Here is a 23,696-nt window from a genome sequence, read left to right as displayed (position 1 = left end):
GGATATTAGGCAAGCCTTTTAGAAATACATCATCAACCTATTTTCTAAGAAAAGCAGTCGTTGCTGGAATATCTAAAAGGTAATTATGAATCATCTCTAATGAGTACATTGCTGGCAATGCTTGCTGGAACTTACTAAGACGGTACTGAGGTAACTGAGTATCGATAAAGTCTTGGGTTGATGGAGCTTTCCAGAACTCGAAATTGGATAACTGCTCAATCGATAAATTAAGGGTTCCGGCTCCAAGACTCTCACCCTCAATTTTTAGCTTGAAGTTGTCAGCCACAATTTTCCAGTCATGGTGAAACTGCAATCCATACTTCAGAGTGTGATTGATTCTGCCGCCAGCGAACGTCCACCATATCGCTCGATCTGATTCCATTTGAATTCCAAGACTAGCACCTTGTAAGAGGCGACCTAAATCTGCACGAACCTCATCTAAGGCATGTTGAGCCACCGAATCAATGTATGGTACTTTTCCTTCGTCTTTGAGAAGAGCTGCAATTTGTTGGCAGATATCTAAGCCCAAAAGTTGAGGTGCAAAACCACCCCAACTTGGTTTCTTACCACGAGGCGCAGGTTCGACTCGAACCACTCGGTCATCATGGTTAATATGCACAACTGTCCAAGCGCGTCCACCTAAAAGGAACGAACTAATCTCCTCAACCAAGGTGTCTGTAAACGCTTGCTCAAGAGAACCGACAACATAGCCTGCTTTCGTTTGGACCTTGTACAAAACTGGGCTACTAAAGACCGCATAAATCTCCATGAAATTTTTGCGCCCGAATACCCTTTCTGCCGTTGCCCCCATCGAGAGCAACCCACCAGCAATAAATAAATAATCTTGATCCAGCATGTGATTGACTAAAATCTCAAACTCTTCGTAAGCAATGCCAGAAAAATCAGGAACTATAGATAATTGCTGCCAACAGCGTTCCGGGCTAATTGCTCCAAATTGCAGGGTTAGAGCCAGTAATTGATGAACTAAAACTGCCCAGGCTCTCGATTGCACAGGTACGGATTCAACCCAGCCTTTGCGAGCAAGTTCAACAATGGCGATCGCCTGTAAAACGGTTTCAATGCTCTCGCAAAAAAACGTTGTATTGGCAGTCTGCCCAGCTCGACGACCAGTACGCCCTAAGCGTTGGAGGAATGAGGATACGGTTGATGGTGCATTGGCTTGCAACACAAAATCCAAATCTCCCACATCAATTCCCAGTTCTAAGGTTGAGGTACAAACAATGCTGGCGTTTGTACCTCGATGAAATCGCTCTTCAGCCGCATTGCGTTCGTCTAGGGAAATCGAACTGTGATGCACAAAAACTTCAGTTCCACGATTACGCAGCCGCTCAGCAACTTCTTCAGCCAGAGATCGGCTCTCACAAAAGAAGAGACTTTTTTTGCCAGCCGCTTTTTGACTGGCATCCTGGGCGATCGCCCCAAGAGTGTCTCGCAAACAAACCCGCAAATCCTTGGAGGTTGGCTGTTTAGGCGGATCAACAATACAGCGCCGCCGCTGAGAAGTACCCTGCAACCATTTGAGAATATCGTTCGGATTGCCAACAGTGGCACTTAAGCCAACCCGTTGAATATCATTGGGTGTGTAACAAGCAATCCGCTCCAACACCGAAATCAAATGGGTACCCCGGTCTGTTCCGGCTAAGGCATGAACCTCGTCGATCACCACGCCCCGCAAATCACCAAACAGTTTCGCATGGGGTACCCGATTGGAGAGTAACATCACCTCCAATGATTCTGGGGTGGTCATGAGAACTGCGGTAGGTTCTTTGATGAACGCTCGCTTGTGAGCATCTTTGATATCTCCATGCCAGAGAAACCGTCGTAGTCCCACCATTTCGGTGTAAAGCTCTAAACGCTCAGCCTGATTGTTGAGGAGTGCCTTAATCGGCGCAATGTAGATTAACCCAACGCCTTCTGGTTCTCGCTCCATCAGCATGGCGAGCATGGGGAACATAGAGGCTTCGGTCTTACCTCCAGCCGTGGGAGCCAGGATGACTGCGTTATGACCATCCAGTAAAGCGTGGCTCGCTAACTCTTGCACGGGTCGCAGCGTTGTCCAACCAAGGCGAGAGACAATGGCTTCCTGGAGTCGAGGGGGAAAACGAGCAAAGGCAGAGGACATGGTTCACATTCAAATTGTTAAAATTCCACCGTGGCATAACCTTGAATATCTTCTGGTTCCTCATCAAACGGGGGAAGACCCGCGCGCAACCTTTGTTCGTCTTCAGTTGGCACCTTCAGTTCAAACCCTGCTTCCTTCATGGGGTCAAATTCTGGATTTGCTTCAGCCAGGTCTAGCACATCGACAAACTGACGCAGAAACTGCCGAGGCACTACGCCCACATCACCTTTGAAGCCAGTTGTCACCTCATCGACTAATCGCTCAATAAATTCGGTGGAGACCTTATTCACCAATTGAGGGCGATCGCGACTGGGGTAAAGTTCCCGCAATTTAATCGCAACTTCTCTCAATCGTTCAGCCTTAAAGGGTTTCAGCTCCAGTTGAGGTTGGCGTGGATTAGAAAACTCACCCACCTTGCGAAACTGGATGCGATCGTGAAGTGGTTGAAGACCCGCGACCCCCCGCTGGGTATCAAAGAATTCAGGTGTCCCAGTGAAAAGCCAAAGCAGCCCTCGGTAGCGAGCGGCAGCATCACAAATTTGACGAATCCCATTCAAAGACTTGCCGCGAATATCGCGCCGCATTCGTAAAATGGTTTCTGCTTCGTCAATGACGATCACTAGACCTTTGTAGCCTGCTGCCTTCACGATTTCAAGGATGCCCTGAAGGTAATCTAACGACTCTCGGCTACCGATATCCCCCTTAACTCCCGCTACTGCTTTTGCATTAGCCGCGACGTTTTCACTGCCGGAGAGCCAGGAAATGAGCGCACTTGCCTCCGTAATTTTGCCCTTCTGCTTCAGGTCAAAAATGGTGCGTAGCACTCTAGCCATATCATCTGGGGCTTTACCACCCGTCATGGAAGCTAGCTCTTCATCCATACGTTTTTGGACTTGTGCATCAAAGCCATCACTGTCTTCATCTGCTCCGCCTGCAATCAAAGCATCTTCAACTCGTGCAATCCAGCGATCGATAATGTCACTTAGCGCCCCTCGCGGACAAGAAGCAGTTCCCAGTTCCTGCACCACTTTGCGATAAACGTCATCAAATTTGTAGAAATGCAGGTCGTTGTCGGAAACCACGACAAAACTGGTGGCAAACCCTTGGGATTGGGCATCTAAGATTGCCAGACGAGACATAAAGGTTTTACCGCAACCGTAACCGCCTCTAAGAAACTTAAAGCCTCCCTCACTATTGGCAGCAAGTTCTAGCTGGCGGTGCATCTCCGTTCGTTGCTGATCAATGCCAACTGCAAATGTTTCTAGCCCGCGCTCAGGCACAACCCCTTTTCGCAGATTCTCAAAGATGTGGTTAACGTCTCGTGTGCTGATTCCCATGATTTATCTCGTGTTTCGGGTCTATCTAAATATCTTTGACGTAACGTTTACCAGAGGCAGCCGTTTCAATTCTGACGGAGAACGGTATACGGCTAAGATATGTCTCAAAATCTCGGGCAAATCGTCGCACTTGCCTTGCATTACCTAGCATTTGAGTCATTTCTACCTCTGTAATCGAACCATGTTGCTGGAGATGAACAAAGATCCGTCTGATGCTCTCATCCTCAAAGGAATTTTGCCAATCATCAGGGCTAGTTGTGACTGGCTCCGGTTTGGTAGGTTCTGGGGTGCCTTGACTGGAAACATCGAAGAATTCGACGGGTGCTGCTGGTTCCACCTGTTCCATTCTGTCGGGGTGGAACACCTCTACCCGCACTCGCTCAGTTTGAGAGCCTGCCAGATCAAAGAACACTTCTACCCAGTCTTGTTTATCAGTAATGCTAATAATCTGGTTTTTAATGGTGGCTCCAATGACTTCTTTTACCAAGACGGTGATATCCTCCCGATCGGGAACCCGAAGTGCCAGGTTGATTTGGGCCGAACCAGAAAATTGCAGCACACCCTGAGACTCAGGAGCTGGCTGGAGGCGGAGACGGAGACGATTACAGTTAAACGCCTGAGCCAAAGCTTCAACCTCAATGACATACTGGGCAGCAATGTTACCTGCTTTATGGCGATGAGAGACGGTAAGGACTGGAATCACTCGCTCTTGCAGGCTGTTTCCACCATGAACAAAGGTGGCATCGCCTTTACCTTTAGCAAAGACTGCGGTATCTCTGCGAAAGAGGAGGTAACCATCCTGCCCTTCGTAATTCAGAGCCGCAAGAGGCAGCGTGACGCAGCCCTCTTCTCGACGTAATTCGTCGGACAAAACATGTCGTCGTTCGGGGTCGCGTTTAGTGCCGTACTTTGCCTCCATTCGAGTTGTTTGATCTTGTAATAAGAACCCGTGGTCTGCGGTGAAAATAAAGTGTTGTATACCCGCGCTTTTGAGATGATTCCAGACTGACTTTAATTGTCGAATCGATTCCTCAAAGGTGAATAATCCAACATTCGCCTCTCCAGCATCATCAATTTCTTTGCTGTGCACCACGATCAGATCGGCATCTGCACAGCTTTGTTTCAAGCTCGTGATGGAGCGATCGCACACCTCATTCAAGGTCATTAATCGCGATCGCCGTCGTCCGCTACTAACGTTATCGACGCTCCGTTCACCCATTGCACGGGCACGGTTATCGGGAGCATTAACGGTGTATTCACCCGTTTTGAACCCCTTAAAGCCCTTTTGACCCGCCAAGATGAGCTTGCCAGCCTGGTTCACAGGGGCTAAGACATTCATCCCCACTGAGGTTAGGGTGGGTAGCTCAGCAAAGCGCCCTTTGAGGTCAACGACTGCTCCTGCTTCTTTCAACTCAGGCATCAGTTCGGCAGCCATTTCATAACGGAAAGCATCGACCAGAAAGTAAGCGACTTTGCCTTTACTTTGCTGAGTCAGTGGATGCACGACCTGATCGTATAAGGTGCGTTGTTGTAGGTCTGTTTCTGGTAAGAATCCTTCGCTTTCACATAAAGTCGCAAAGTCGCTTGCTAAAGCATCAGCCCAGGCTCGGTAATCGACTCGCAGTTGGTTGGCAACTTCATACAGATCGTTGAAATGGGGCAGTCTGGACTCCAAAAGTTTGAGGCGTTGCTGCTCGAAGCGGCGATGGGCATTATCAACCTCATGTCCTGCCTGGGTGTAGTAGTCGAGAGCATCACGCAGGGTAGGAGTTCCTCTGAGGGGACGGCTTTGTGCCGCAATCAAACAGCCTAAGTTTGCAGCATCCTTGATTAAAGACCATTCAATCCGCCGGGTGGGGTCACGTTGGAGCCAGAAGGAGGCTGCCTGATTGCGGGTATCAGCCCAGTTCTGAGCTTGCTGCCATCGTCCATTTTGCAACGCTGTGATGGCGCTTTTTAGGATGGCAGTTTCTTCTCCCTTAAACGTATCAATTTTGCCGAGATCTTCAGGGCGAATCTGACTCAGTTCTTCTTTAAGCCGAGTTTCTTCCACTGTATTGGCAAGCCGAACATAAATGTCTGGCTGGCGATCGCGCAGATGCTTCACCAGTTGTTCGCACGTCTTGACCAGTGGTGGTGAAAGTTCCTGAATGGGTTGCAGTTCTGGAAGATTGGGCAGCCGAGCCAGATCATGGACATATTCAACACACATGAGCCAGGCAGCACAAATTTCACCCAGTTCTTGAAAGGATGGAATACTTTCTCCGTGGTAAAAACGAACAAAGTTTGAATCTAGTCCAGTGCGGCGATAGAGGTGATCGAGTAACTGCTGGCGGCTGCTTTCATCATTGAGCTTTGCTTTGAATGCATCTTGCCCCCGCACTAATCCTTCTAAGATCCACTCCAAATCGATGGCATTGAAATAGGTACTCAAATCATCTTGGGGCTGGGAAATGACTGTGGCTAGCCACTGATCAGCCGCTGTCAAATTGGATGTCCCGTTATTGAGATAGGCTTCGATCTCATCCGGGGGAACTTTGCCTGTAGCGGCTTGGCGGATGAGGGTATCCAGCGCTTTCCAATATCGTGTCCCGGCTTCGTAAAGCTCTAGAAGTGGTGTTTTGCGAATCGATTCCTGGGTATGACCGGGCATGTGGATGAGTACCCGATCGGGAAAATCGCCATTCCCGTAAGGCTCTAATTCAAACAGCAGTTCTAGATAGCTACCCCGAAATGGCACGACCGGGAAAGGAAAAGCTTCAGAAGCGTAGCGTTCAGCGAGTTGATCGACATAAGAGGTGTAGTGCCCATCCTTATCGAGCCAAACGACAATGCCATGTTGACGCAGTTCACTTTTGACTTCGTCTTCAAGTGCCGTGGTAATGGGACCAAGTTCGTTTAAGAGTCCCATGACTCGCGCTCCTGACGGATGAATTGATCAACCTCTTCGGGGGTAGCAAAATTGCCAGAAGCGGCTCCGATGAAGCGGCTCAAGCCTTGTAATAAGAGGGGAGTAGATTCTAGCAGTACAATGACTTCGACCGTTGCTCCATCAGGAAGCTCTGGCGATCGCACCTCTACCACGCCACCGGGCTGCACCACTACTTTTTGCCTGAGTCCATTGAGCAGGGTCATGAATTCTCCTGGGTATCGGGTAAAAACTCAGCATCCAACGCTTGATCGAGGGTGTAGGGACAAGTCACCGGAAAGCTTTCTTCAGGCAAGTTTGTTTCTTGAATTGCCAGGTCAACCCCATCTTCAAAACCCTGTTGAAACGCCTCTATCAAATAGGGTTGGAGACTGGGATTTTCCTCCAGATGCTGGATGATGCGGCGACGTTGTTCTCGAATGGTCGATCGCCAGCTATTGCTTTGAAGGTTGGGCTGATATTGCCACTTCAGCAAGTGTCCTAAAAGCACTCTGAAGCGATTGCGGAGTTCTTGCTTTTCTCGTTTTCCCAAGGACTCAATCTCCTCCACCAGATTTTCGATATCTAAGTGTTCCCACTGCCCAGTTTTCAGGTGTTCGGCTTGCTCCTTTGTCCAGGCGTAGAAGTCAGTGTCGTAGCTGGTCATGATTCGTCATCCTCCTCGATCGCTCCTTCGTCAAAGTCCATTTCTAACTGGTCTTGTTTTTTACGTTTACGATCGCGCCGCTTTTCTTCCTTCTCTCTTAAATCTGCGACTAGTTCAGGGTTTTCAGCCTCGAATTGTTGCCGTAGTGGGTCAGAGTTGGCTTCGTTGATCGTGAAATCTGGGGCGATCTCGTCTTGCAGGCGCAGTTCCCACTCGTAGGCTTTGGCGGGATGGTATTTCCAGAAGCAACCGTGGGCAACGGCGAGGGAAGGATCAATCTGGCATTTAGCATCAACCCGATCGGGAAAGTAGCGGGCTGCCAGGTGAGACCAGTCGTAGTCTTTTTTGCCGTGAGCGGTGCAAAGTTCTGACCACCAGGTTTTAGGCTTGTTCCACTGAGAATCGAGCAGGCACCAGAGGGCGGCACTGTTCACCATCACACCGTCATCCAAATCCATTGAGAAGCGGGCGTTGGCTTCGCGATCGGGATCTTTAGGGTTGGCTTTGGGGGCACCTTGTTCGGCACATTGCTGTACTAGAGAAATGAAGGTCTTGAGTTCATCTCGCAGTTGCAGAATTTCGGTGTAGCGTTTTTCTGCTTTTGCTTGAGCTTTGCTGTCGCCGCGACCTTTAGCATCGAGTAAATCAGCAACTTCGCCTTCTAACTGACTGAGTTCGGGCATGAGGTAGTCTGCCAGGAGTGTCTGGAGGGTACTCTCTGTCCAGCGATGAATGCTGACAAAGGCGACGAAGTTTTTGGTTTTGGAGGAGAGGGGAAAGTAGATCGGTCGCTGTTCGTAGAGTTTGACGTGAACATCCTTAAAGAAGTTGAGCCGCAGCCAATCGCGCAAAGAGGCGTTTTTAGCAATTTTTGAGCCGTACTGGTTCCAGGTGTCTTTGATGGGTTGGCTGGCAGGATGGTTGAGGCTGTCTTTGGAGTCGGGCTGATTGCCGGAGTAGGCGGAGAGATAGAGGATGCCGTGGGGGAGAATGCCCTCACCCCCTGCCCCTCTCCCTGAGGGAGAGGGGGGTAAGAATTTGGCTCCGGCTTCTTCCTGAGGAGAGGGGGGTAAGTATCCGGTTCCCTCTTCTCCTTGGGGAGAGGGGGGCAAGTATCCGGCTCCCTCTTCTCCCTGGGGAGAAGGGGGCTGGGGGGATGAGGGCAAATATTGAGCAATTTGCTCAAGCACTTTTTCTATTTGATCGAATACTTCTTGGTTAGAAAATCTGAGTACTGTGAAACCCTGTTCAACTGCCCAAGTATCTCGATCGCGATCCTGGACCTGTCGCTGCTGATGAATAACTCCATCGAGTTCAATGACTAACTTTGCTTCATGGCAATAGAAGTCAGCGATAATTTGTCCAATATTGTGTTGTCTGCGAAACTTCGCATTCTGCAATTGGCGATCGCGCAGACATCTCCACAAAATCTCTTCTGGAACGGTTTGCTGTTTCCTTAGCTCTTTTGCCCGTTCTAAAAGCTCTCTTGGAATTCGTCGCTCACGTCCTGCAAGCTCGGAAATGCCCTCATCCCCTAGCCCCTTCTCCCCAGGGAGAAGGGGAACTGGAGGGAGAAGAGGAACTGGAGGGAGAAGGGGAACCGGAGGGAGAAGGGGAACTGGAGCGATCGCCTCCTTCCCAGACTCTTCCTCCCCCTCGCCCCTAGGGAGAGGGGGTTGGGGGGTGAGGGGAAATCGCCCCAACGCCACACCCACCGCATAGGACACCCAATTGACTGCTGGAGGCTTTTCATAAACCGGATTCCACTCAGGCAAAGGCGCACCCGAAGGGCGATCGACTGCTTGCTGTGCCCACTCTTGAGCATAGTTCCAGCAAGAGGCACCCGGTTGTTTGAACTCGACGGAGGTTTCACGGGCGGCTTCGTGTTCGGTGAAGGCTGCGTCAAGTTGGGCAAAGATTTCGTCGGCAGATTCGATAGGAAAGAGGGGAAGGCGGTTTACATCTCCAACTTGAAAATTAACTGTTGGGTTGAGAGATTCAAGTACATTACGAGCAAGAGAACTATTAAATAGACAGACAACACTGGCACAGTTATTTGGATAGACAGAAGATCCAGCAGAATCAATTATGCTTGCAAATCGATGTACTCTTCCAGAGAAAGAAGCACCTATTTTTGCGAAAGCAACACCTGGCTTAAAATAATACTTTTCATTTCGTATTTGCCTTGAATAGCTACCGTATAAAAAACCTGCATAAGTTTTCATTTCTAAGCCATTTGCAAGCCAGTTTGCAACATTATCACAAGGATCAATCCATAGTGATTGCAAGCCACCTTTTACATAACGATGCCATCTTGTCTGATAGCTAGAAGACTTATACTCTGAATGTTTAACGCTTACACAATTAGTAACAACTAATTCCCAAATTTTTCTCAAAAAGCGAACGTTATCTCCGGTATTAACACCAAAGCGGGCAGGAGATACTTCTTCAAGTTTTGGAAATTTAGTATAGGCATTGAGGAAAGCATTATTCCACCAATAGACAATTGGTTTTTCTTTGATTACATTAAACTGTGTAGGCTGAAATTCATATCTTCTCGTTTGCATTAGAACAGCAGCCTTTTTATGATGAATTGATTCGCTTATCTCTGGTGTGTTCTGTTGGTAAGCGATACTCACTACTTTGTTAGGAGTAGTTTTATAAAAAACACTCATTGCAACTGAGACAACATGACCGGAAATTTCTTCAAAAGCCCTTGTACCCAAATCTCCTACCAATCGAAGATCAAAAGTATTAATAAGGTGATCTCGGATAGGAGAAAATTGTTGGATAAACATCCAATTTCTCATAGTTAGAAGTGCCGAGACTCCGCCAGGTTTTACTAATTGAAGACCTCGTTCAAGAAATGCAGCAAACAAATCTGCTTTACCTTTTGAATATTTTCCTACCAAATATGCGGCTTCGGTTAATCGACTTGCCCCTTGGTATGGTGGATTCCCAACTGCCAAATCATAAGTATCCTCTCGAATCATCCGAATAAACCGGACTCCAGCAGTTAACTGTTCCCCTCGCAGGCGCAACCCCAAATCATCTCCACAAGTACGACGATTTAGAAAGGTTTCCAGTTTTTCTAGCAGAATTGCCATTCTGCCCTCACCCCCAACCCCTCTCCCTGTAGGCAAGGGGAGAGCTGGATCTTCTTGCTCCCCTTCTTCCTGGGAGGAGGCTAGGGAATGAGAGTCAAAATCCAGCTTTCCCTGCACCGGACGAAGCAAACTTTGTTCATACTGGGCGATCGCTTTTTCCACCTCGCGATCGATCTTCAGCAGACTACCCCATTGGTCTGCTCCCTTCAACGCCTGCACAATCTGATTCGTGAGTTCTTCTGGGATGCCCGTCGCCTCTCGCACTTCCCGCCGCAGTTCCACCAACGCCGGGTCATCCTCTGGCAATGCCGACAAATTTAAATCTGAGGCAACCAGATTCAACACCGTCAGTTCTGCCTGACCACACAGCGATTTTGCCTTCAGATACAATGCCGCTGCCGCAATCTGCACCGATCGCGCATCAATATCCACCCCATAAAGATTGTTCGCCAAAATTGATTCCACAATCTCTTTGTCGCTCCACTCCTCACCCCGATGTCGCGCTTCCTCTTGATACAGCGCAAACAACAAGCCAAAGGCAATCACCAAAAAATGACCTGAGCCACAGGCTGGGTCAAGAATTTTGACTTCTCGAATACTTTCAGGGGCATGGGCGATCGCAGCATCCGTTAGTGGTTGCGGAACCCAATACTTCCAGCGTTCCTCTGCCTCCGTTTCGATCGGCATTAACTCATCAAGGGCAACCTCTCCCTTTTCTCGCTTCTCTCGCCAGATTTTGCGGCGTGATTCCAGGCGATCGAGTGTTCCATCTGCCTGTACTTCCGCTGCCCAACTTTGCGCTTGACAGATTGCCAGCCACATCTGACCCAAACTGTTGTGCAGCAACCACTCCACCATGTAGCGTTCGGTGAACATCTGGGTTTTGCTAGCAACCTCATGGGGTTCTACTTTGCCCCCGGCATTCAGCTTGGCATCCAGTGCTTCCCGCTCCGGATCATTCCAATACTGATACACCCAGCCCAACGTCGTATCATCCAACCAGGTATCGGGTTCGAGCGCATCCAACGCCTCCACCACAGCCCGCAGCGTACTTGCCGGAATTGGAAACAACTCCGTTAACCCCACTCTGCCAAACAATCCCGGCATCTCTAACGCCAGTTCGTCATACAGCAATTGCAGCAGTGTGCCATAGCCTTCCGTATCGTCCTTACAGAGATCCGGCGCAAAATCTCGAAAGCCTCGATAGCCTGAACTACTCCAGCCACCCGTCACCACCTTGTAGCGCATCACCCCCAATGCTTCCATCTGACGCATCACGATCAGACGGTTTAGCAATGTTGCCGCCGCTAACTTAATGGCTGTGTGCAGATGTCGATCCCAAATGGCTTTTTCCTGCTTCTCGTCCTTGAGAGCCTTGCCTCCCGTTTCTGCCCGAACCTGCTCATCGAGCCATTGCTCAATCCGTAACCGCTTCTGGAAACCTTCCTCCAGCAACCCTGCTTTATTTTTAGGATCAAACTCAACTTCGGCTCTAGGCTCCAGTTGCTTCTTGCTAAACAGATGGATTGAGAAACGATAGGTACTCTCCGCTGCATTGGGTAGATCGGTCAGTAACCGCTCTCGCAGCGATCGAATCGTGGTTGATAGTTTAGCTTTTGCGTCTGGACTTAGGTAAGGCATGAATCACTCTCAAACAAAGTCGGCTAGAGCAGGCGAATTCGGACGTTCTTTCGGTCTTGAAGCTGCTCCAAAAGTTTCTGTCGCAACTCACTCACCAATTGCTCTACATCCTCTGGGCTGCTCACCTCTCGTCCCCGCAGATCAAGCGGAAGGGGGATCACCTGCTCATCTGCCACCTGTGACAGTGTGTTGTCTAAATAGTTATTTGCCGTATCTGCTGCCTTACCCAACTGAATAATTGCCGTATCTCGCAGTTGTAACAACGAGGGAAACAGAGCTTCCGTTGAAGTCTTGTAAACTGCATCCCGAATCGGACGCAGTACATGGTCTTCCTGCTGAGTCGTCAACGTTGCAAAACCCTGCCGCTGTTGCACCTGCTGCCGGAGTGCTTCAGATTCCTTTTCCTGCCGCTCAATCAGGCTGGCACGCAAGGCTTTGTAATGGGCTTCAATTGCCTGCAAATGCGGTTCTAACCGGGCGATGTCCTGCCAGGGACGGGCGATCTTCAGTTGGGCATCCAACTCATCGATCGCAGCCTGCACCTCGGCAGCTTCACCCACCTCCTGGAGCTGTGCTACCTGGTTTTCCCAGACTTTCACCGCACGGGCAACGGCATCGACTGCCGAATCCGTCAATTCTTGCTCAACGCTATTTAAGACCTGAATTCCATCCCGTAAATCATCCAGTGCCTTTTTCGTAGCGATGACCGTATCCTGCACCTGACGCGATCGAGTACATTTCTCTAACGCCTGCTTCAGATGATCTAGCTCCTCTGGCAAATCGGGTCGGTTGGGGAGGCGGTTGTAACGACGCTCTATGCCTTGTAACCGCTGTGCCAAACCTGGAAACTGCTGAAATACGGCATCGGCGATTGCATCATTTTCCAGATCTAACTCAACACCGAGATAGTCTTTGAAGAAGCGGCAAATATTGACCTTATCGCGTGGCGTGATGTCTGTCTGTCCTGGTGGCAGAATGTCTGCTTGCCTGAGTTCCCGATCCTTCTCAAACATATCTCTTGCACCGGGATCGCGGACTGAGGTAATCACAGCCCCCTGTTCTGGTCGAATCCGAATCCGCTCGGCTCGCAGGAGTCCCACCAGGCAGGCTTTGACCATATCAGGTGCATAGCCATAGGGTGGACCCCCAAAGTCTCGCAGCAGGTTGCCTCCCGTAACTCCATTCGCATCCAAAATGTAGGCAGCAATCCGAGCTGGCACTTCACCGCTACAGGTTGGCTGATATCGACCTGCATCCGTCTCCAAGATGCCCAACCCATTCTTCATGAATTTAGGGGATGGTCCAGCCAGGGTCGGTTCTAAAAGCTGCTTTAACTCTGTCGGTGTGATGGGGATATCGACATAGCGGCTGTAGAGATCTGCCATGATGCTCGTACCGGCTCCTAGCAAAATGGCAGCGAAGCTGCCCCCATGCGCCTGCTGATCAATTTGCCGCCCCTGAAAATAAAGCTCTCCGGCAACAAAGACCTCCGCAACTGCCTCTTTTACCTTGCCTTCCAGTTCATCCAACCTCCCTTGCTCATCAAACAACTGCCGTTGCTTTTCCCGCGAAAGAGATGAGACCCGCGAACTATAAAGCTTGACCATGTTGCTGGAGCGCACCAGATCTCGAATTTTGCTATCCAACTCCCCAGGCGCACCTACAACCCAAACCAACCGATTTTTTAGCAGGTCTGAACTGCTGGCAGTCTTCCAGCTATTAGCCTCTCGGTCTTCTCTATTCGTCAAATATCGAAAATCCACCGTCACCACTGCCAAATCAGCAGGGACCTGAAGCCGCTCATCTTTGCGGTTTTTGCCATCACTGTAAAAAGCTGCCCAACGGAATGAGTTTCCTTTATAGCGGGGGCGATCGACCCCTCCCAGTAATTCCTTGAGCTTGTCTGACACAACTTCACTCACTGTGTCATTGGGAACTGTGTAACCATCCCGTTCCCGTGCCCACTCCTGACCGGCTGAACTCTGAACTTTATAGCCTGTCTTCTCCGAATAGGAGAGCAACCCCAAGCTACGCAGTTTTTCCAATGCCTGACTCACGTCAGATTCCTGATTTCCGGCTCCCAGGCAATGGTAGAGGCACTGGCTCACCAGCGTAGCAGTTGTGGGTTCCTGTTCTTGAATCAGCTCCAGCAATGCCACTGCTTTTGCGACTCGCATTGCCATGCCATCCGGCAACACCTCTTCATGCCCAAAAATACGAGCCAGGGTGTTCTGGATATCAGGGTCTAGAGCAGACTGCTGGATCTCAAAAATGTCCTCTAACGTGACCAGAGTGCCGATCGGCTTATCCCCCAGCTTCAGCTCTCGAAACAGTTCACCTAACAGTTGGAGTAATCCCCGAATTGCATAATCATCGCCCTTAGCTCGAACAGAACGAGTGCGGAGATTGGTTGTAATCTGCATCAGCAGATCAACATACCCCGGCAACATGGGATAGACTTCAACAAAATCCTCGACTGTAATGCTGTCGCAGTTGTAGGCATAAAGCTTCAGGTCAGGACGGTGCTGCTGAAACAGCGATCGCAGTTCGGCTTCCTTCGTTGGGTCTTTTTTCAGCAGTCGCTTATGAACAACATCTCGAATATTTGTCGGTGCCAGGTGAACTCTGAGCTTAGGTGGAAACCGATCTTTTAACTTACCGATGTTGCTTTCATCGTCACTATCCTCCAAAGCTTGCTGACCCGTAGCCAGTAGCCAAACCTGCCCTTTCAGCTTCTGCCCCAGATCAGACACAAACGACTGGAGCTTTAACATCCGGTTCGTATTCTGATGGATGTACTGGCTCACCTCATCCACCACAATAAACAGCGTCTTCCCCGGTGCTCTCAACTTCAGAATATAGGCAATGTCACGAGTCACCTCAGCCACCGAAGTCCCACTCCCCGACTCAAACCCTGCACGGCTCTCAATCCAAGCCATTGGGTTGTCATAAAGGTGCGGCTTCATGGCGTGGAGCACTGCTGAAAACTCATCTTCTACAAGTTGGTCTTTTTGAACATCAGTCCAAGGCTGACCGAGTGTATTTTCCACACAGCCCAAAAAATCATCCCATTCCCCATTTAGCTCCAACCTGAGTTCGTAGTCGGCAACATAATGGCTAATCGTGCAATATCCCAACCGTCGCTGTAACTCACGCTTAACGGCTGAGTGAATATGCTCCTCATCACGGGCGATCGCCCCAATATCAAATACGACAGCGATCGGATTGACCTGACTTCGCACCTGCTCCCAGGCTGCCCGGAACTCATGGGATTTAGGGGCATCATTCCGAGCTAGCAATGCCTCTGAGAGCAATTGCCCATTGGGTAGTTCCAAATTGTCCAGTGCTAAACCCAATAACTTGGCAAAGCTTGACTTGCCTGAGCCGTAGAAACCTGAGATCCAAGAAGCAGGTAACTCCGAGCCGCCTTTTTTTTGCAGTTCCCCCGCAATCCCGCTCAAAAGTCTGACAAACTGTTCATGAATTCCGTTTTTAACCCGTTGATGCCGCAAATCATCGGCTTCATATCCCCCCGTGATAATGTATTCCCTAACTTCTTCCGCAATTTGCTCCGGCGATTGCTCATGAAAATACACCACCGGCGCGATATTGCGGGCGACATCCTCAGCAAAAACTTCTTTGACAAACTCTACTGGCATGGCACTGTTTCTCTCGATATTTGCAGGTGGGTGATCAGCAATAGATGCGGGGACGGTAGTCGCGATCGCCAGCCAGTTCTCCCATAAACTTGAGCGACTGGGTGCGGGCATCCCTGGATTCACTGGGGTAGACACGTTCCCCTGGATAAAGCAACACAACCGGAAGATTGCGCGTTTTGCCATCCAAATGCTTCAACAAGGCAGATGAGCGAAGAAATGGGTAAAGAGCACCCGCTCGGCGGAGGAAAATCACCGTGCGATCAGCCTCTACAGGGTTTTCGTTGACGAAGCGATCGATTTCTTCAATGATGTCTTTGGCAATGCCATCAGGACCCTCAACATAAGCGGCAATTTTCTCTTTGACATGATTTAGGGCGCGATCGGGATTGCGCTCATACAACCGATGTTCGCGGCTGATAATGCTATCGATCACCCTTTGTTCCTCCTGCCTCAAGCGTTTTAGCAAGATTTGGTTTAAGAAAATCTGTCCCACATTCCAGCCTTGAGATTTTAAGAGAGCCGTGAGCCATTGAATTTGCTGGCGCAGCGTAAATTCTTCTTTGGGGTCATAAACCAGAATGGCAAAGCGATAGTTACGCATGGTGCTAATGCGAGGTCCATCCTCATCCAGCAAGTCTTGCCGTAGAGCCTCGATCGCTTCATGTACCTTCGTTCGCAAGGATGTTGTCATCGCTCAGGCACCCCAAAAGACTCAATACTGTGGCTTGCCCAAGCCTCTAAGCCTGAATACTTCCAGCCAAACTCATAAAGTTCACCCATGCGATTGAATGCAAGACTAGGTAAACGTCGCAACCGCTGCTCCAAAAAACCTTCGGTTAGTCCAACAGAAGCCAAATAAGGATTTTCTAGCAGGGTGCCCTCAAACGACAGATAGCGGAGGAAGTACAGCCAGTAGGAGAGCGCTTCATCAGTAACCTTGGGGTAGGTCAATGAACGATTACCCACGCTGTTAGAACACAGATCGGCCGCTGCCGCCGCCGCGATCAGTCCAGTCGCCATCCGCTGAGTCGTTGCCGCAGACCAATCGCTTTTAGTTTGGGACGTCACCCAGCGAGCCACAATATCTCGGTCAATGCTGGCATTTTTTTGTAGTCGCCGTTGCTCTAAAAATTCACCTGTAAATTGGCGATATAGCGGATCTGTAAGTTGGAGATGCCAGTGGCAGAGGTTTTGGCGAGTAATTGGATCAACGGCTTGCCATTTCATTAGAACAGCCAGTGCTACCGGGTAAGCATCGTAACGGTGGCTAAATTCTGCCAAAAGCCGCCGGACGCGATCCATACTCTTGTTGCTAAACCATCGCTCTTCAAAGGCAACGGTAGGGCGTTGTTCTTTAGGAATATCTAGCCGCAGGTTCTCCCAATAAGCACGGCTTTCCTCCAATGCCAGAGAAATCCGTAGCAGCCGAGTATGGGGCGCTGTCACTTCAGCTCCATAACAAGTTGGTTGAATCGTTGCAGGGGGCGTACTTGTAGACATCAAAGATTGAAAGCTCTATAGACGATAAAATGGCATTGGGTAATCGTTTGTCAGTGGAAGTAAAGCAGCAGCAAGCTTTTGAGCACAAAGGTCGAACCCGTTAGGCGTTGGGTTATTGATCTGCCGCCCACTAGGCATCACCGTAAAACTCACCTCCTCATTAGATAGACAAACCATATCTTCAAAAATCTTGTTAGAAAAAGGAGCATCTAGCCTGACTTCCAAGCGCAGCACTGCTTCAAAGCTTTTCTTTCCCTGCTTATGTTCCTTCAGACGGTCCAATAACTGTTCATCAACAGTGAAGCCCCAAAAGAATAGTGTCCTCATAGCGTCTGGTTGAGCCATCGCTAAACGCTTTTGTCGGTCTGCTAGAATCGCACATTGCCTCGCTGCCTCAACACCAGCCCATTGATGGGTCTTAGGCAACAGTTCTGCCAAAAAATAGCCGCCACCGCCCTGGTCAATCAGATCGGTATGCCACCAGCCCAACCGCTCTGTTTCACCAGCCCAAGCAACAGCTACCTGGAGGGCAAGAATCCGGTCGAGGATATCTGATGGGAGTTTGATTACAGCCATATCCCGTGCACTACTCTTCACTGTTTAATTCCAGCTCCTCCAGAAAATATCGCTCTAGAAGGTCATGCCCGCGATCGCCCATTCGCTCTAGCAATTCCCGAATTTGTTTAAGAGCCAGTGGCGATGGGACTGAACGGTGATGCTCCCAGCGATTAACGGTTGAGAACGAAACCCCTAACTTGGCAGCAAACTTCTCCTGAGACAGCCCAAGGCGCTTGCGAACCTCACGCACCATCTCAGCCATTTCAACAGATTGTTTTTCTAGGGGTTTTTCAATAGCCATGTCATATAGAGGGTAGTATCCAGATGTTTATGCACTTGCTATATCAGAGCGTAACCTCTATCTCAACAACGTTCTGCAAACTGTTACAGTTAACTGGACATGCTTCACAAACTTTTATATATCTCAGAAATTCAAGTTAAAAATTTCGCCATCTACCATCCTGAACCAGGGAGAATTGACTGAGAGCAAGATTTCCCACGCTCAAACAAGATCTAAAGAACGTTGAGCCCCTTACACGAAGCATCAGAAGATTGCAAAGAGAGATCTAACAAACTGGCTTAAGTCAAGCCTGCTATCAAGGGGAAAATCAGGTGGAGCAGGAAAAGACATAGCAACAGACAGCTTTATATGGACATGTCAATTTTCTACCTGTTTTCAGTCCTAGAATCAGCTATTTCAGTCTATCGATTTGCAAAAATGGCTCTGACACGCCTTTTAGAAGGGAATAAAGAGGCTGCGAAATTCTGATTCGTAGTATTTATATCTAGAGCGATTGTACTACTTCACCTTTTCCAAAAAGGATTCCAACCAGATTTAACGAATATCGAGTTCAAAAATAAGACCCCCGCTTGGAAGTTTGATGGCTCAAAGCTCAAGAAAGGGGGTACGATATTTACAATCTTAAGATTGCAAACTCCAATGCATACACTTACAATCTTGAGATTGTAAATACTGTCTGACCCCTCAAATATAGACACGGCAAGCCTTACGAGGAATTTCATGGGTAAGATTCTGGTTATTTTGAACGGTAAGGGAGGAGTGGGCAAAACCACTACATCTTTCAATATTGCAGCCGTCTTTGCCGAAAAAAGCCGAGTACTTCTAGTCGATTCAGACTCCCAAGAAAGTGCAACATGGTGGGCACAACAGGGAAATCAGAACTTTGAAATTGCAACAGAGACTGATCCCAATGTCTTGAGGCACTTAAAAACAGTCGAGGACTATGACTTGATTGTTTGTGATACCCCACCTCACCTTGATAGCGAAACATTCACAACGCTTATCCATACTGGAGATTACATTGTTCTCCCGACTCCTCCAGCCCCTTTGGATATACAAGCCTTAATTGCAACGATTCAACTTGCTATCCATCCAGTAGGAGTTCCCCATCGGGTCTGTCTTACAAAAGTTGATCCCCGTAGCTTAAATGAAGCAATGGCAGCTCAGAACACTTTTATGGAAGCCGGAGTACCTGTTTTTAATACTTTTATTAGAGCTTACAAAGCTCATGAACGTGCCCCTCTCGATGGGCTTCCAATTATTCAATGGAAAGGGAAGAACGGGACAGAAGCTGCTTCAGATTACCGAAGACTTGTAAAAGAATTGACCGAATTGAAGGAGTGGAACTAATGGCACAAAAGCGTAACCTAACTGATTTAATTCGCCAAAATGCATCTGGATTGTCTTCTTCTTCTCCAATTACGCAAACAGTCGCTCCAACAACCGCTCTCAATGAGGAGTTGAATCAAAAAATCCAAGACCTTGAGCATGAAGTGATTGAGCTTAGACAACAAGCAAACACCGACCAAGACAAAGAGTTTTTAGAACAACAAATTCAGGATTTAACTAAGCAATTAGCCGCTGTCGGCGGTGAGCATATTGTTGAAATAGATCTCATTGATCCTGATCCAAATCAACCAAGAACCATTTTCCCGCGCGCTCTTATTGAAGAGCGAACAGAGAGTTTAAAGCGAAATGGACAAATTTCTCCAATCATTCTCATTCCTCAAGAGAATGGTAGATATCGATTATTTGATGGAGCAGTTCGACGGCTGTCAGGACCAAAGGCCGGTTTAGCGACTCTGCGTGCAGTACTTCTTCCGCATCACGAGTCCTTAGACGATGCGACTCGTTTTGAACAACAGTTTGTCACAGGGAAAGACACTGAAAAACTTCATGACTTAGATGTTGCGAATGGACTCGTTCGGATCATCTGTAGCCGCCATCCTCACCTTGAGGAAAAGCAAATTGACTTTCCTAAAATCCTCAACAACGTCATTTATCAAATCAGAAAATTTGGCAAACTAAAGGAATTAACCAAGATGGTAAATAAGCCAATCGAGAAGCAAAGAGAGTGGCTCGATAGTCTTGGACTAGAGTCATCAGAAGGCAGAGATATTCTGGAGATATTACTTGATCGCCAGTTCAACCCAGCTTCAATTTCAGCGAATGTCTTTCCACTCCTTTCGATAACCGACGATCTTAAAGCTGTGGTTCAAGAAACAGGACTTAGTTCTGGGAAAATCATGGCTATAAATAAATTGACTGCTGAAGCTCTAAATACCAATGAAGCGGATGCTAAACAAGTTCGCTCACAACTTGCTTATCGCATTGCAGAGCAAGAGCTTACTGAAAAAGAAACAAACGACCTCATCCGAAAAACAATTCAGGACCATAATCCCGCAGCGAAACAACCAGACCCAATCGTAGAAAAATCAGTAAAGACGGTCAAACAAATCCAGAACATTAAGCTAGATGAATTCAAACCTGATCAATTAAGAAGCATCCGAGAGTCTTTACAAGAACGTATTCGGGAGATTGACCAGCTTCTTGAGGGCAAATAGCTTAGATTCCTACTGGTGCTAAGAGCGAACTCAAAAAAGGACTGGCAGCTATTTAGGCGTTTCTGGAGGAGGAAGAAAGATGAGTTTGTCTGGAGGCTGACTCAAACAGGTATTCGTGTTACTTTAATTCAAGATAGAAAGTAACACGAATACTATGTCAGCAGACAGGGATTTGAAAACCCATCTGTCAGCTTTAGAAGCGGAGTTGGAAACATTCAAAGGAATGGGGGACTACCTCATCGGAGTCCGAATTGAGCGATCGCCCGCAGGTGGCTCCGCCTCCATTGCAGCAAAGGAAACCTGTAGATATGCCAGACTTCGGGCTGGTAGGGGTAAACTCCTTCCCAATGGAAAAAAGAGCCTTTACATTCCCGTTGAAAAAATTGCCCAGTATGAGGCAGCTTGCGATCGTGGCAAGCAGGTGCAGCAGCTTGAACGCCAAATTGAACGCATCAAAACGCAACTTTGGAAACTTGAGCAGTCCCAGTATCGCCGATGGGATGATCAGAGTCGCAAAAGGCGAAATGTTCAAAAGCTAAGTCTACCCGTTACCAATCCGTCGCATGAAGTGGTTGAGGTTGAGCCACCGTTGATTCCAGAGGTGACCGCTGCCATCCTCGTCTTGTACCGCCAATCTCCCCACACTCCGGTTCATGCAGTGGCAGCGGAGGTCTGGAAGGGAACTCAGAAAATCGCTGAGGTCAAACCTGTACACTGTATGGGCATGAGAGCGGACAAAGTCACTGACTACATTAAGCAACTCTTGATCTCGCTGAATCAGCAATTTGGTGTTCTCAAATTTGAGGATGTAGTGAAAGAAGTTCCAGTCGAGCAATGTCCCCTCAATCCCTGCCCATTGAAACTTTCAGCCACCCTATAATTAGACAACTCTCTCGCTAACTCGATGCAGATAGAGCAAGCAAAACTAGATTTAGATCTGGCGATTGGACGGGCGATCGCTGATCCTAGTTCTGCCAATTTACATCAACTCCTACAGAGGTTGGAGCAGTTGCTCGTTGGGCTACCTCAAGAAGCGCAGTTGCAGCTTGCAGGCACAATTCTGGCTCAACTCGTTGAAATTTATGCCTGCCGCGCCAATCATTTGTTGGAAGAGTGGGAAGAAAGACATAATCCCATCCAGGATGAACCGATTCTAACCAGTGAGTTGCTGCATGAGGTTCTACGGCAGACCATGACGTTGAATCTCGATGACGTTCTAGACGACTCAGATTTATGGCAACGCACTCCACAACCGTCTGACTCTGTAGCAGGTGCGGTTGATAAGAGTAACCTGCTAGAGTTTCTAGCTCAAATGGAGTTAGAAGCCAAGCAAGACGCGCTTGCCGTTGCCCACGATGAAGATATTTCTGCCTGGATTGGGGCAATCGCCCATTGGATGAAAGAGCATCAAAGTCAGGACGTTTCTCTATTGGAACTTCAGCGATCGCTCCAGATGCCGTTCATCGAGATTTGGCTAGCATTGCTGCTCGGAGGCTATGCGATTGAGCAACGGGGCGACTTTTACCAGACAGAGGGAGTCTGGGTGAAGTCTTAAAAAGCCCAGATATATTTGATGGAGGCATTCAATCCATTTTCCTGCAACGTGTCTCCAATTCGAGGAAGAGGAATCAAAGGAACTCCATAGCTGAGATTGACAATCAAGTTTCCCCAGGTCCATTGCACACCCAGCCCCAAAGATGCCAGAGTATTACGATCAAATCCAACAGCCTGGTTACTCCACACATACCCAACATCCAGAAATGGAATCAGTTGTAATTCCATCGTTCGAGTTGAAACAACTGGATAATGCAATTCGATCGCTCCCACAACACCGTTATCTCCAAGTAGGGCATCTTGCCGATAACCTCGAACTGTAGAAAGACCGCCAATGCTGAACTGCTCTAAAGGAACTAAGGGGCGATCGGCAAACTGAAGATCCGAGCGGAGCAGCAAATAGGGACGTGATCCTAACCGCTGCAAGAATGCGAACTGTCCTCGCCAAACAAAAAAGCGGCTATCTGGTGGAGAGGAGTTGGTTGTCGCACCCAGAACATCTAGCCCAAAACTAAACTGCGATCGCAGCAGTAAAACCTGACGATTGCTCCGTTGAGTATATTCTTGGAACACTCGCAACGCTGAGATTCGCGTCTTGCCGTTGTCATCTGCCCCAGCAGAAAGAGGAAAGTCTACGCCCAAGAGTGAAGTGTCGCTTTCTAGGCGAGAAGCCGTAATGCCGATCGCAAACTCTTTGAATGATTGAGCCGTGGCAGTTCTGATAATGGGTTGACGGAAGGTTAATTCATAGATTCGAGAGTTTCCTCGAATATCAAATTCATCAAACGGCTCCTCAATCACCCGACTGAAAAGACTACTGTATCGAAAAGAGACTGTTGCATTGCGTGGGCTGACTGGAATGGTGTAGTCAAGATCTACTTCGTTACTGCCATTGGTATTGGCATAGCCAACCTGCAATCCATCTCCGAGTCCTAATAAATTTGCTTGCGTTAATCCAATACGCCTTTCAAGCGTTCCAATCGTTGGCGAGCGACGATTGTTGAGTTCGACTGTGGCTCTAAACGTTGGAGCAGGTTCCACATTGACGCTCAAAACACTCAACTCCGGCTGACTACCAGATTTTAGATTTCCAGAAATTGATAGAATAAGTGGATCTAACTGAAGCAGTCGCAATGCTTCGAGCAGTTTCTTCTCATTCAAAATCGGATTAGCGGCTGTTTCTAATCGTGGTCTGATGTAGTTTCCTAGTCGATTACTGCCAGTAATATCAATGCGTTCTAGTTTCCCTTCAACAATCTGGATCGTCACCACACCCCCTTGGATTTGAACCGCCTCATTTCCTTCAACTGGGATAAATGCAGCAGAGGTAACATATCCCTGGTCAACATACAGTTGGGTAATGGCAGATCGAACTTTGAACAACTCGGCAATGGTTATACGCCGACCAATGAAGGGAGCAGTGATGACATCCAGATCTTGTTTGCTAAACACCGTGTTTCCCCGGTACTCAAATCGAGAAACTTCAATGGTTTCTTGAGTTTCCGATGGCTCAGGCGGAGGTGAAAGCGGTGGTGGCTGTTCTAGAGGCGGTGGTTGAGGTGCTGATAGCGGAAGTTCGGGTGTTGAGGATGATCTGGGCAGAATTGGAGACGGCAATTGAGGCGCAGCATTAGGAACCTGGGCGCTAGCAGAAACGCCCATTGACCATAAGCCAAGGGTTAGGATAGCAGAAAGATAGCAATTCAAAGCGGACTGAAATTCAGGAACTTCAGTAACTTTTATTACAAAATGACAAC

16 protein-coding genes are annotated in these 23,696 nt (G+C 48.5%); 4 read left to right on the top strand and 12 right to left on the bottom strand.

The window, feature by feature from the left end:
* Positions 1–37: 37 nt before the first annotated feature.
* The 11 genes from AC1S52_RS17390 to AC1S52_RS17340 are packed head-to-tail and all read right to left on the bottom strand — an operon-like array spanning position 38 to position 17,821.
* Positions 38–2,143: a DEAD/DEAH box helicase gene (locus tag AC1S52_RS17390; protein WP_482030301.1), complete on the bottom strand. Its 2,106-nt coding sequence runs from the start codon at positions 2,141–2,143 to the stop codon at positions 38–40.
* A gap of 17 nt (positions 2,144–2,160) precedes the next feature.
* A complete protein-coding gene (gene brxD, locus AC1S52_RS17385) occupies positions 2,161–3,480 on the bottom strand; it encodes a BREX system ATP-binding protein BrxD (RefSeq protein ID WP_482030299.1) in 1,320 nt (439 codons plus the stop codon).
* 25 nt (positions 3,481–3,505) lie between these two features.
* Complete coding sequence (gene pglZ, locus AC1S52_RS17380; protein WP_482030298.1) at positions 3,506–6,391, bottom strand: BREX-6 system phosphatase PglZ; 2,886 nt, start codon at positions 6,389–6,391, stop codon at positions 3,506–3,508.
* Positions 6,379–6,615, bottom strand: a complete 237-nt coding sequence (locus tag AC1S52_RS17375) for a hypothetical protein (protein WP_482030297.1) — start codon at positions 6,613–6,615, stop codon at positions 6,379–6,381. Before AC1S52_RS17375 ends, pglZ begins: the two co-directional genes overlap by 13 nt.
* Entirely contained in the window at positions 6,612–7,055 is a 444-nt protein-coding gene (locus AC1S52_RS17370) for a DUF29 domain-containing protein (RefSeq protein ID WP_482030296.1), read from the bottom strand. The genes AC1S52_RS17375 and AC1S52_RS17370 overlap by 4 nt, the downstream gene beginning before the upstream one ends.
* Positions 7,052–11,803: a BREX-6 system adenine-specific DNA-methyltransferase PglX gene (gene pglX / locus AC1S52_RS17365; protein WP_482030295.1), complete on the bottom strand. Its 4,752-nt coding sequence runs from the start codon at positions 11,801–11,803 to the stop codon at positions 7,052–7,054. The genes AC1S52_RS17370 and pglX overlap by 4 nt, the downstream gene beginning before the upstream one ends.
* A 23-nt stretch (positions 11,804–11,826) precedes the next feature.
* On the bottom strand, positions 11,827–15,573 hold the full coding sequence (gene brxC / locus AC1S52_RS17360; protein WP_482030294.1) for a BREX system P-loop protein BrxC: 3,747 nt from the start codon (positions 15,571–15,573) through the stop codon (positions 11,827–11,829).
* Complete coding sequence (locus tag AC1S52_RS17355; RefSeq protein ID WP_482030293.1) at positions 15,497–16,153, bottom strand: BREX protein BrxB domain-containing protein; 657 nt, start codon at positions 16,151–16,153, stop codon at positions 15,497–15,499. The genes brxC and AC1S52_RS17355 overlap by 77 nt, the downstream gene beginning before the upstream one ends.
* Complete coding sequence (locus AC1S52_RS17350; RefSeq protein WP_482030292.1) at positions 16,150–16,962, bottom strand: BrxA family protein; 813 nt, start codon at positions 16,960–16,962, stop codon at positions 16,150–16,152. Before AC1S52_RS17350 ends, AC1S52_RS17355 begins: the two co-directional genes overlap by 4 nt.
* Before the next feature lie 15 nt (positions 16,963–16,977).
* A complete protein-coding gene (gene brxE / locus AC1S52_RS17345) occupies positions 16,978–17,559 on the bottom strand; it encodes a BREX-6 system BrxE protein (protein WP_482030291.1) in 582 nt (193 codons plus the stop codon).
* On the bottom strand, positions 17,549–17,821 hold the full coding sequence (locus tag AC1S52_RS17340; protein ID WP_482030290.1) for a helix-turn-helix domain-containing protein: 273 nt from the start codon (positions 17,819–17,821) through the stop codon (positions 17,549–17,551). The genes brxE and AC1S52_RS17340 overlap by 11 nt, the downstream gene beginning before the upstream one ends.
* 720 nt (positions 17,822–18,541) lie before the next feature.
* On the opposite strand from AC1S52_RS17340, the gene AC1S52_RS17335 reads away from it, so the two are divergent.
* The 4 genes from AC1S52_RS17335 to AC1S52_RS17320 all read left to right on the top strand — a co-directional run bounded on the left by AC1S52_RS17335 (position 18,542) and on the right by AC1S52_RS17320 (position 21,940).
* On the top strand, positions 18,542–19,171 hold the full coding sequence (locus AC1S52_RS17335) for a ParA family protein (RefSeq protein ID WP_482030289.1): 630 nt from the start codon (positions 18,542–18,544) through the stop codon (positions 19,169–19,171).
* On the top strand, positions 19,171–20,385 hold the full coding sequence (locus AC1S52_RS17330) for a ParB/RepB/Spo0J family partition protein (RefSeq protein ID WP_482030288.1): 1,215 nt from the start codon (positions 19,171–19,173) through the stop codon (positions 20,383–20,385). The genes AC1S52_RS17335 and AC1S52_RS17330 overlap by 1 nt, the downstream gene beginning before the upstream one ends.
* 154 nt (positions 20,386–20,539) lie before the next feature.
* Positions 20,540–21,265 (top strand): hypothetical protein, encoded by a 726-nt coding sequence (locus tag AC1S52_RS17325; protein WP_482030287.1) that lies wholly within the window; start codon positions 20,540–20,542, stop codon positions 21,263–21,265.
* Between the two features lie 24 nt (positions 21,266–21,289).
* Positions 21,290–21,940 (top strand): hypothetical protein, encoded by a 651-nt coding sequence (locus tag AC1S52_RS17320; RefSeq protein WP_482030286.1) that lies wholly within the window; start codon positions 21,290–21,292, stop codon positions 21,938–21,940.
* On the opposite strand, the gene AC1S52_RS17315 is transcribed toward AC1S52_RS17320, so the two are convergent.
* The gene (locus tag AC1S52_RS17315) at positions 21,937–23,601 is read right to left on the bottom strand and encodes a ShlB/FhaC/HecB family hemolysin secretion/activation protein (RefSeq protein WP_482030285.1); all 1,665 of its coding nucleotides are present in this window, start codon (positions 23,599–23,601) and stop codon (positions 21,937–21,939) included. The two genes, AC1S52_RS17320 and AC1S52_RS17315, sit on opposite strands and share 4 nt — an antisense overlap.
* Positions 23,602–23,696: the final 95 nt, after the last annotated feature.

This window comes from Kovacikia sp. CALU 1929 (assembly GCF_056784235.1).
The sequence above is the reverse complement of the archived record's forward strand: the minus strand, read 5'-3'. Positions and strand labels throughout refer to the sequence as shown.

Bases quoted from the DNA above. Each gene is read 5' to 3' on its own strand.
- AC1S52_RS17330 (WP_482030288.1), top strand. From the start codon at position 19,171: ATGGCACAAAAGCGTAACCTAACTGATTTAATTCGCCAAAATGCATCT.
- AC1S52_RS17370 (WP_482030296.1), bottom strand. From the start codon at position 7,055: ATGACCAGCTACGACACTGACTTCTACGCCTGGACAAAGGAGCAAGCC.
- AC1S52_RS17340 (WP_482030290.1), bottom strand. From the start codon at position 17,821: ATGGCTATTGAAAAACCCCTAGAAAAACAATCTGTTGAAATGGCTGAG.
- AC1S52_RS17375 (WP_482030297.1), bottom strand. From the start codon at position 6,615: ATGACCCTGCTCAATGGACTCAGGCAAAAAGTAGTGGTGCAGCCCGGT.
- AC1S52_RS17350 (WP_482030292.1), bottom strand. From the start codon at position 16,962: ATGTCTACAAGTACGCCCCCTGCAACGATTCAACCAACTTGTTATGGA.
- brxD (WP_482030299.1), bottom strand. From the start codon at position 3,480: ATGGGAATCAGCACACGAGACGTTAACCACATCTTTGAGAATCTGCGA.
- AC1S52_RS17315 (WP_482030285.1), bottom strand. From the start codon at position 23,601: ATGGGCGTTTCTGCTAGCGCCCAGGTTCCTAATGCTGCGCCTCAATTG.
- pglX (WP_482030295.1), bottom strand. From the start codon at position 11,803: ATGCCTTACCTAAGTCCAGACGCAAAAGCTAAACTATCAACCACGATT.
- AC1S52_RS17320 (WP_482030286.1), top strand. From the start codon at position 21,290: ATGCAGATAGAGCAAGCAAAACTAGATTTAGATCTGGCGATTGGACGG.
- brxC (WP_482030294.1), bottom strand. From the start codon at position 15,573: ATGCCCGCACCCAGTCGCTCAAGTTTATGGGAGAACTGGCTGGCGATC.
- pglZ (WP_482030298.1), bottom strand. From the start codon at position 6,391: ATGGGACTCTTAAACGAACTTGGTCCCATTACCACGGCACTTGAAGAC.
- AC1S52_RS17325 (WP_482030287.1), top strand. From the start codon at position 20,540: ATGTCAGCAGACAGGGATTTGAAAACCCATCTGTCAGCTTTAGAAGCG.
- AC1S52_RS17355 (WP_482030293.1), bottom strand. From the start codon at position 16,153: ATGACAACATCCTTGCGAACGAAGGTACATGAAGCGATCGAGGCTCTA.
- AC1S52_RS17335 (WP_482030289.1), top strand. From the start codon at position 18,542: ATGGGTAAGATTCTGGTTATTTTGAACGGTAAGGGAGGAGTGGGCAAA.
- AC1S52_RS17390 (WP_482030301.1), bottom strand. From the start codon at position 2,143: ATGTCCTCTGCCTTTGCTCGTTTTCCCCCTCGACTCCAGGAAGCCATT.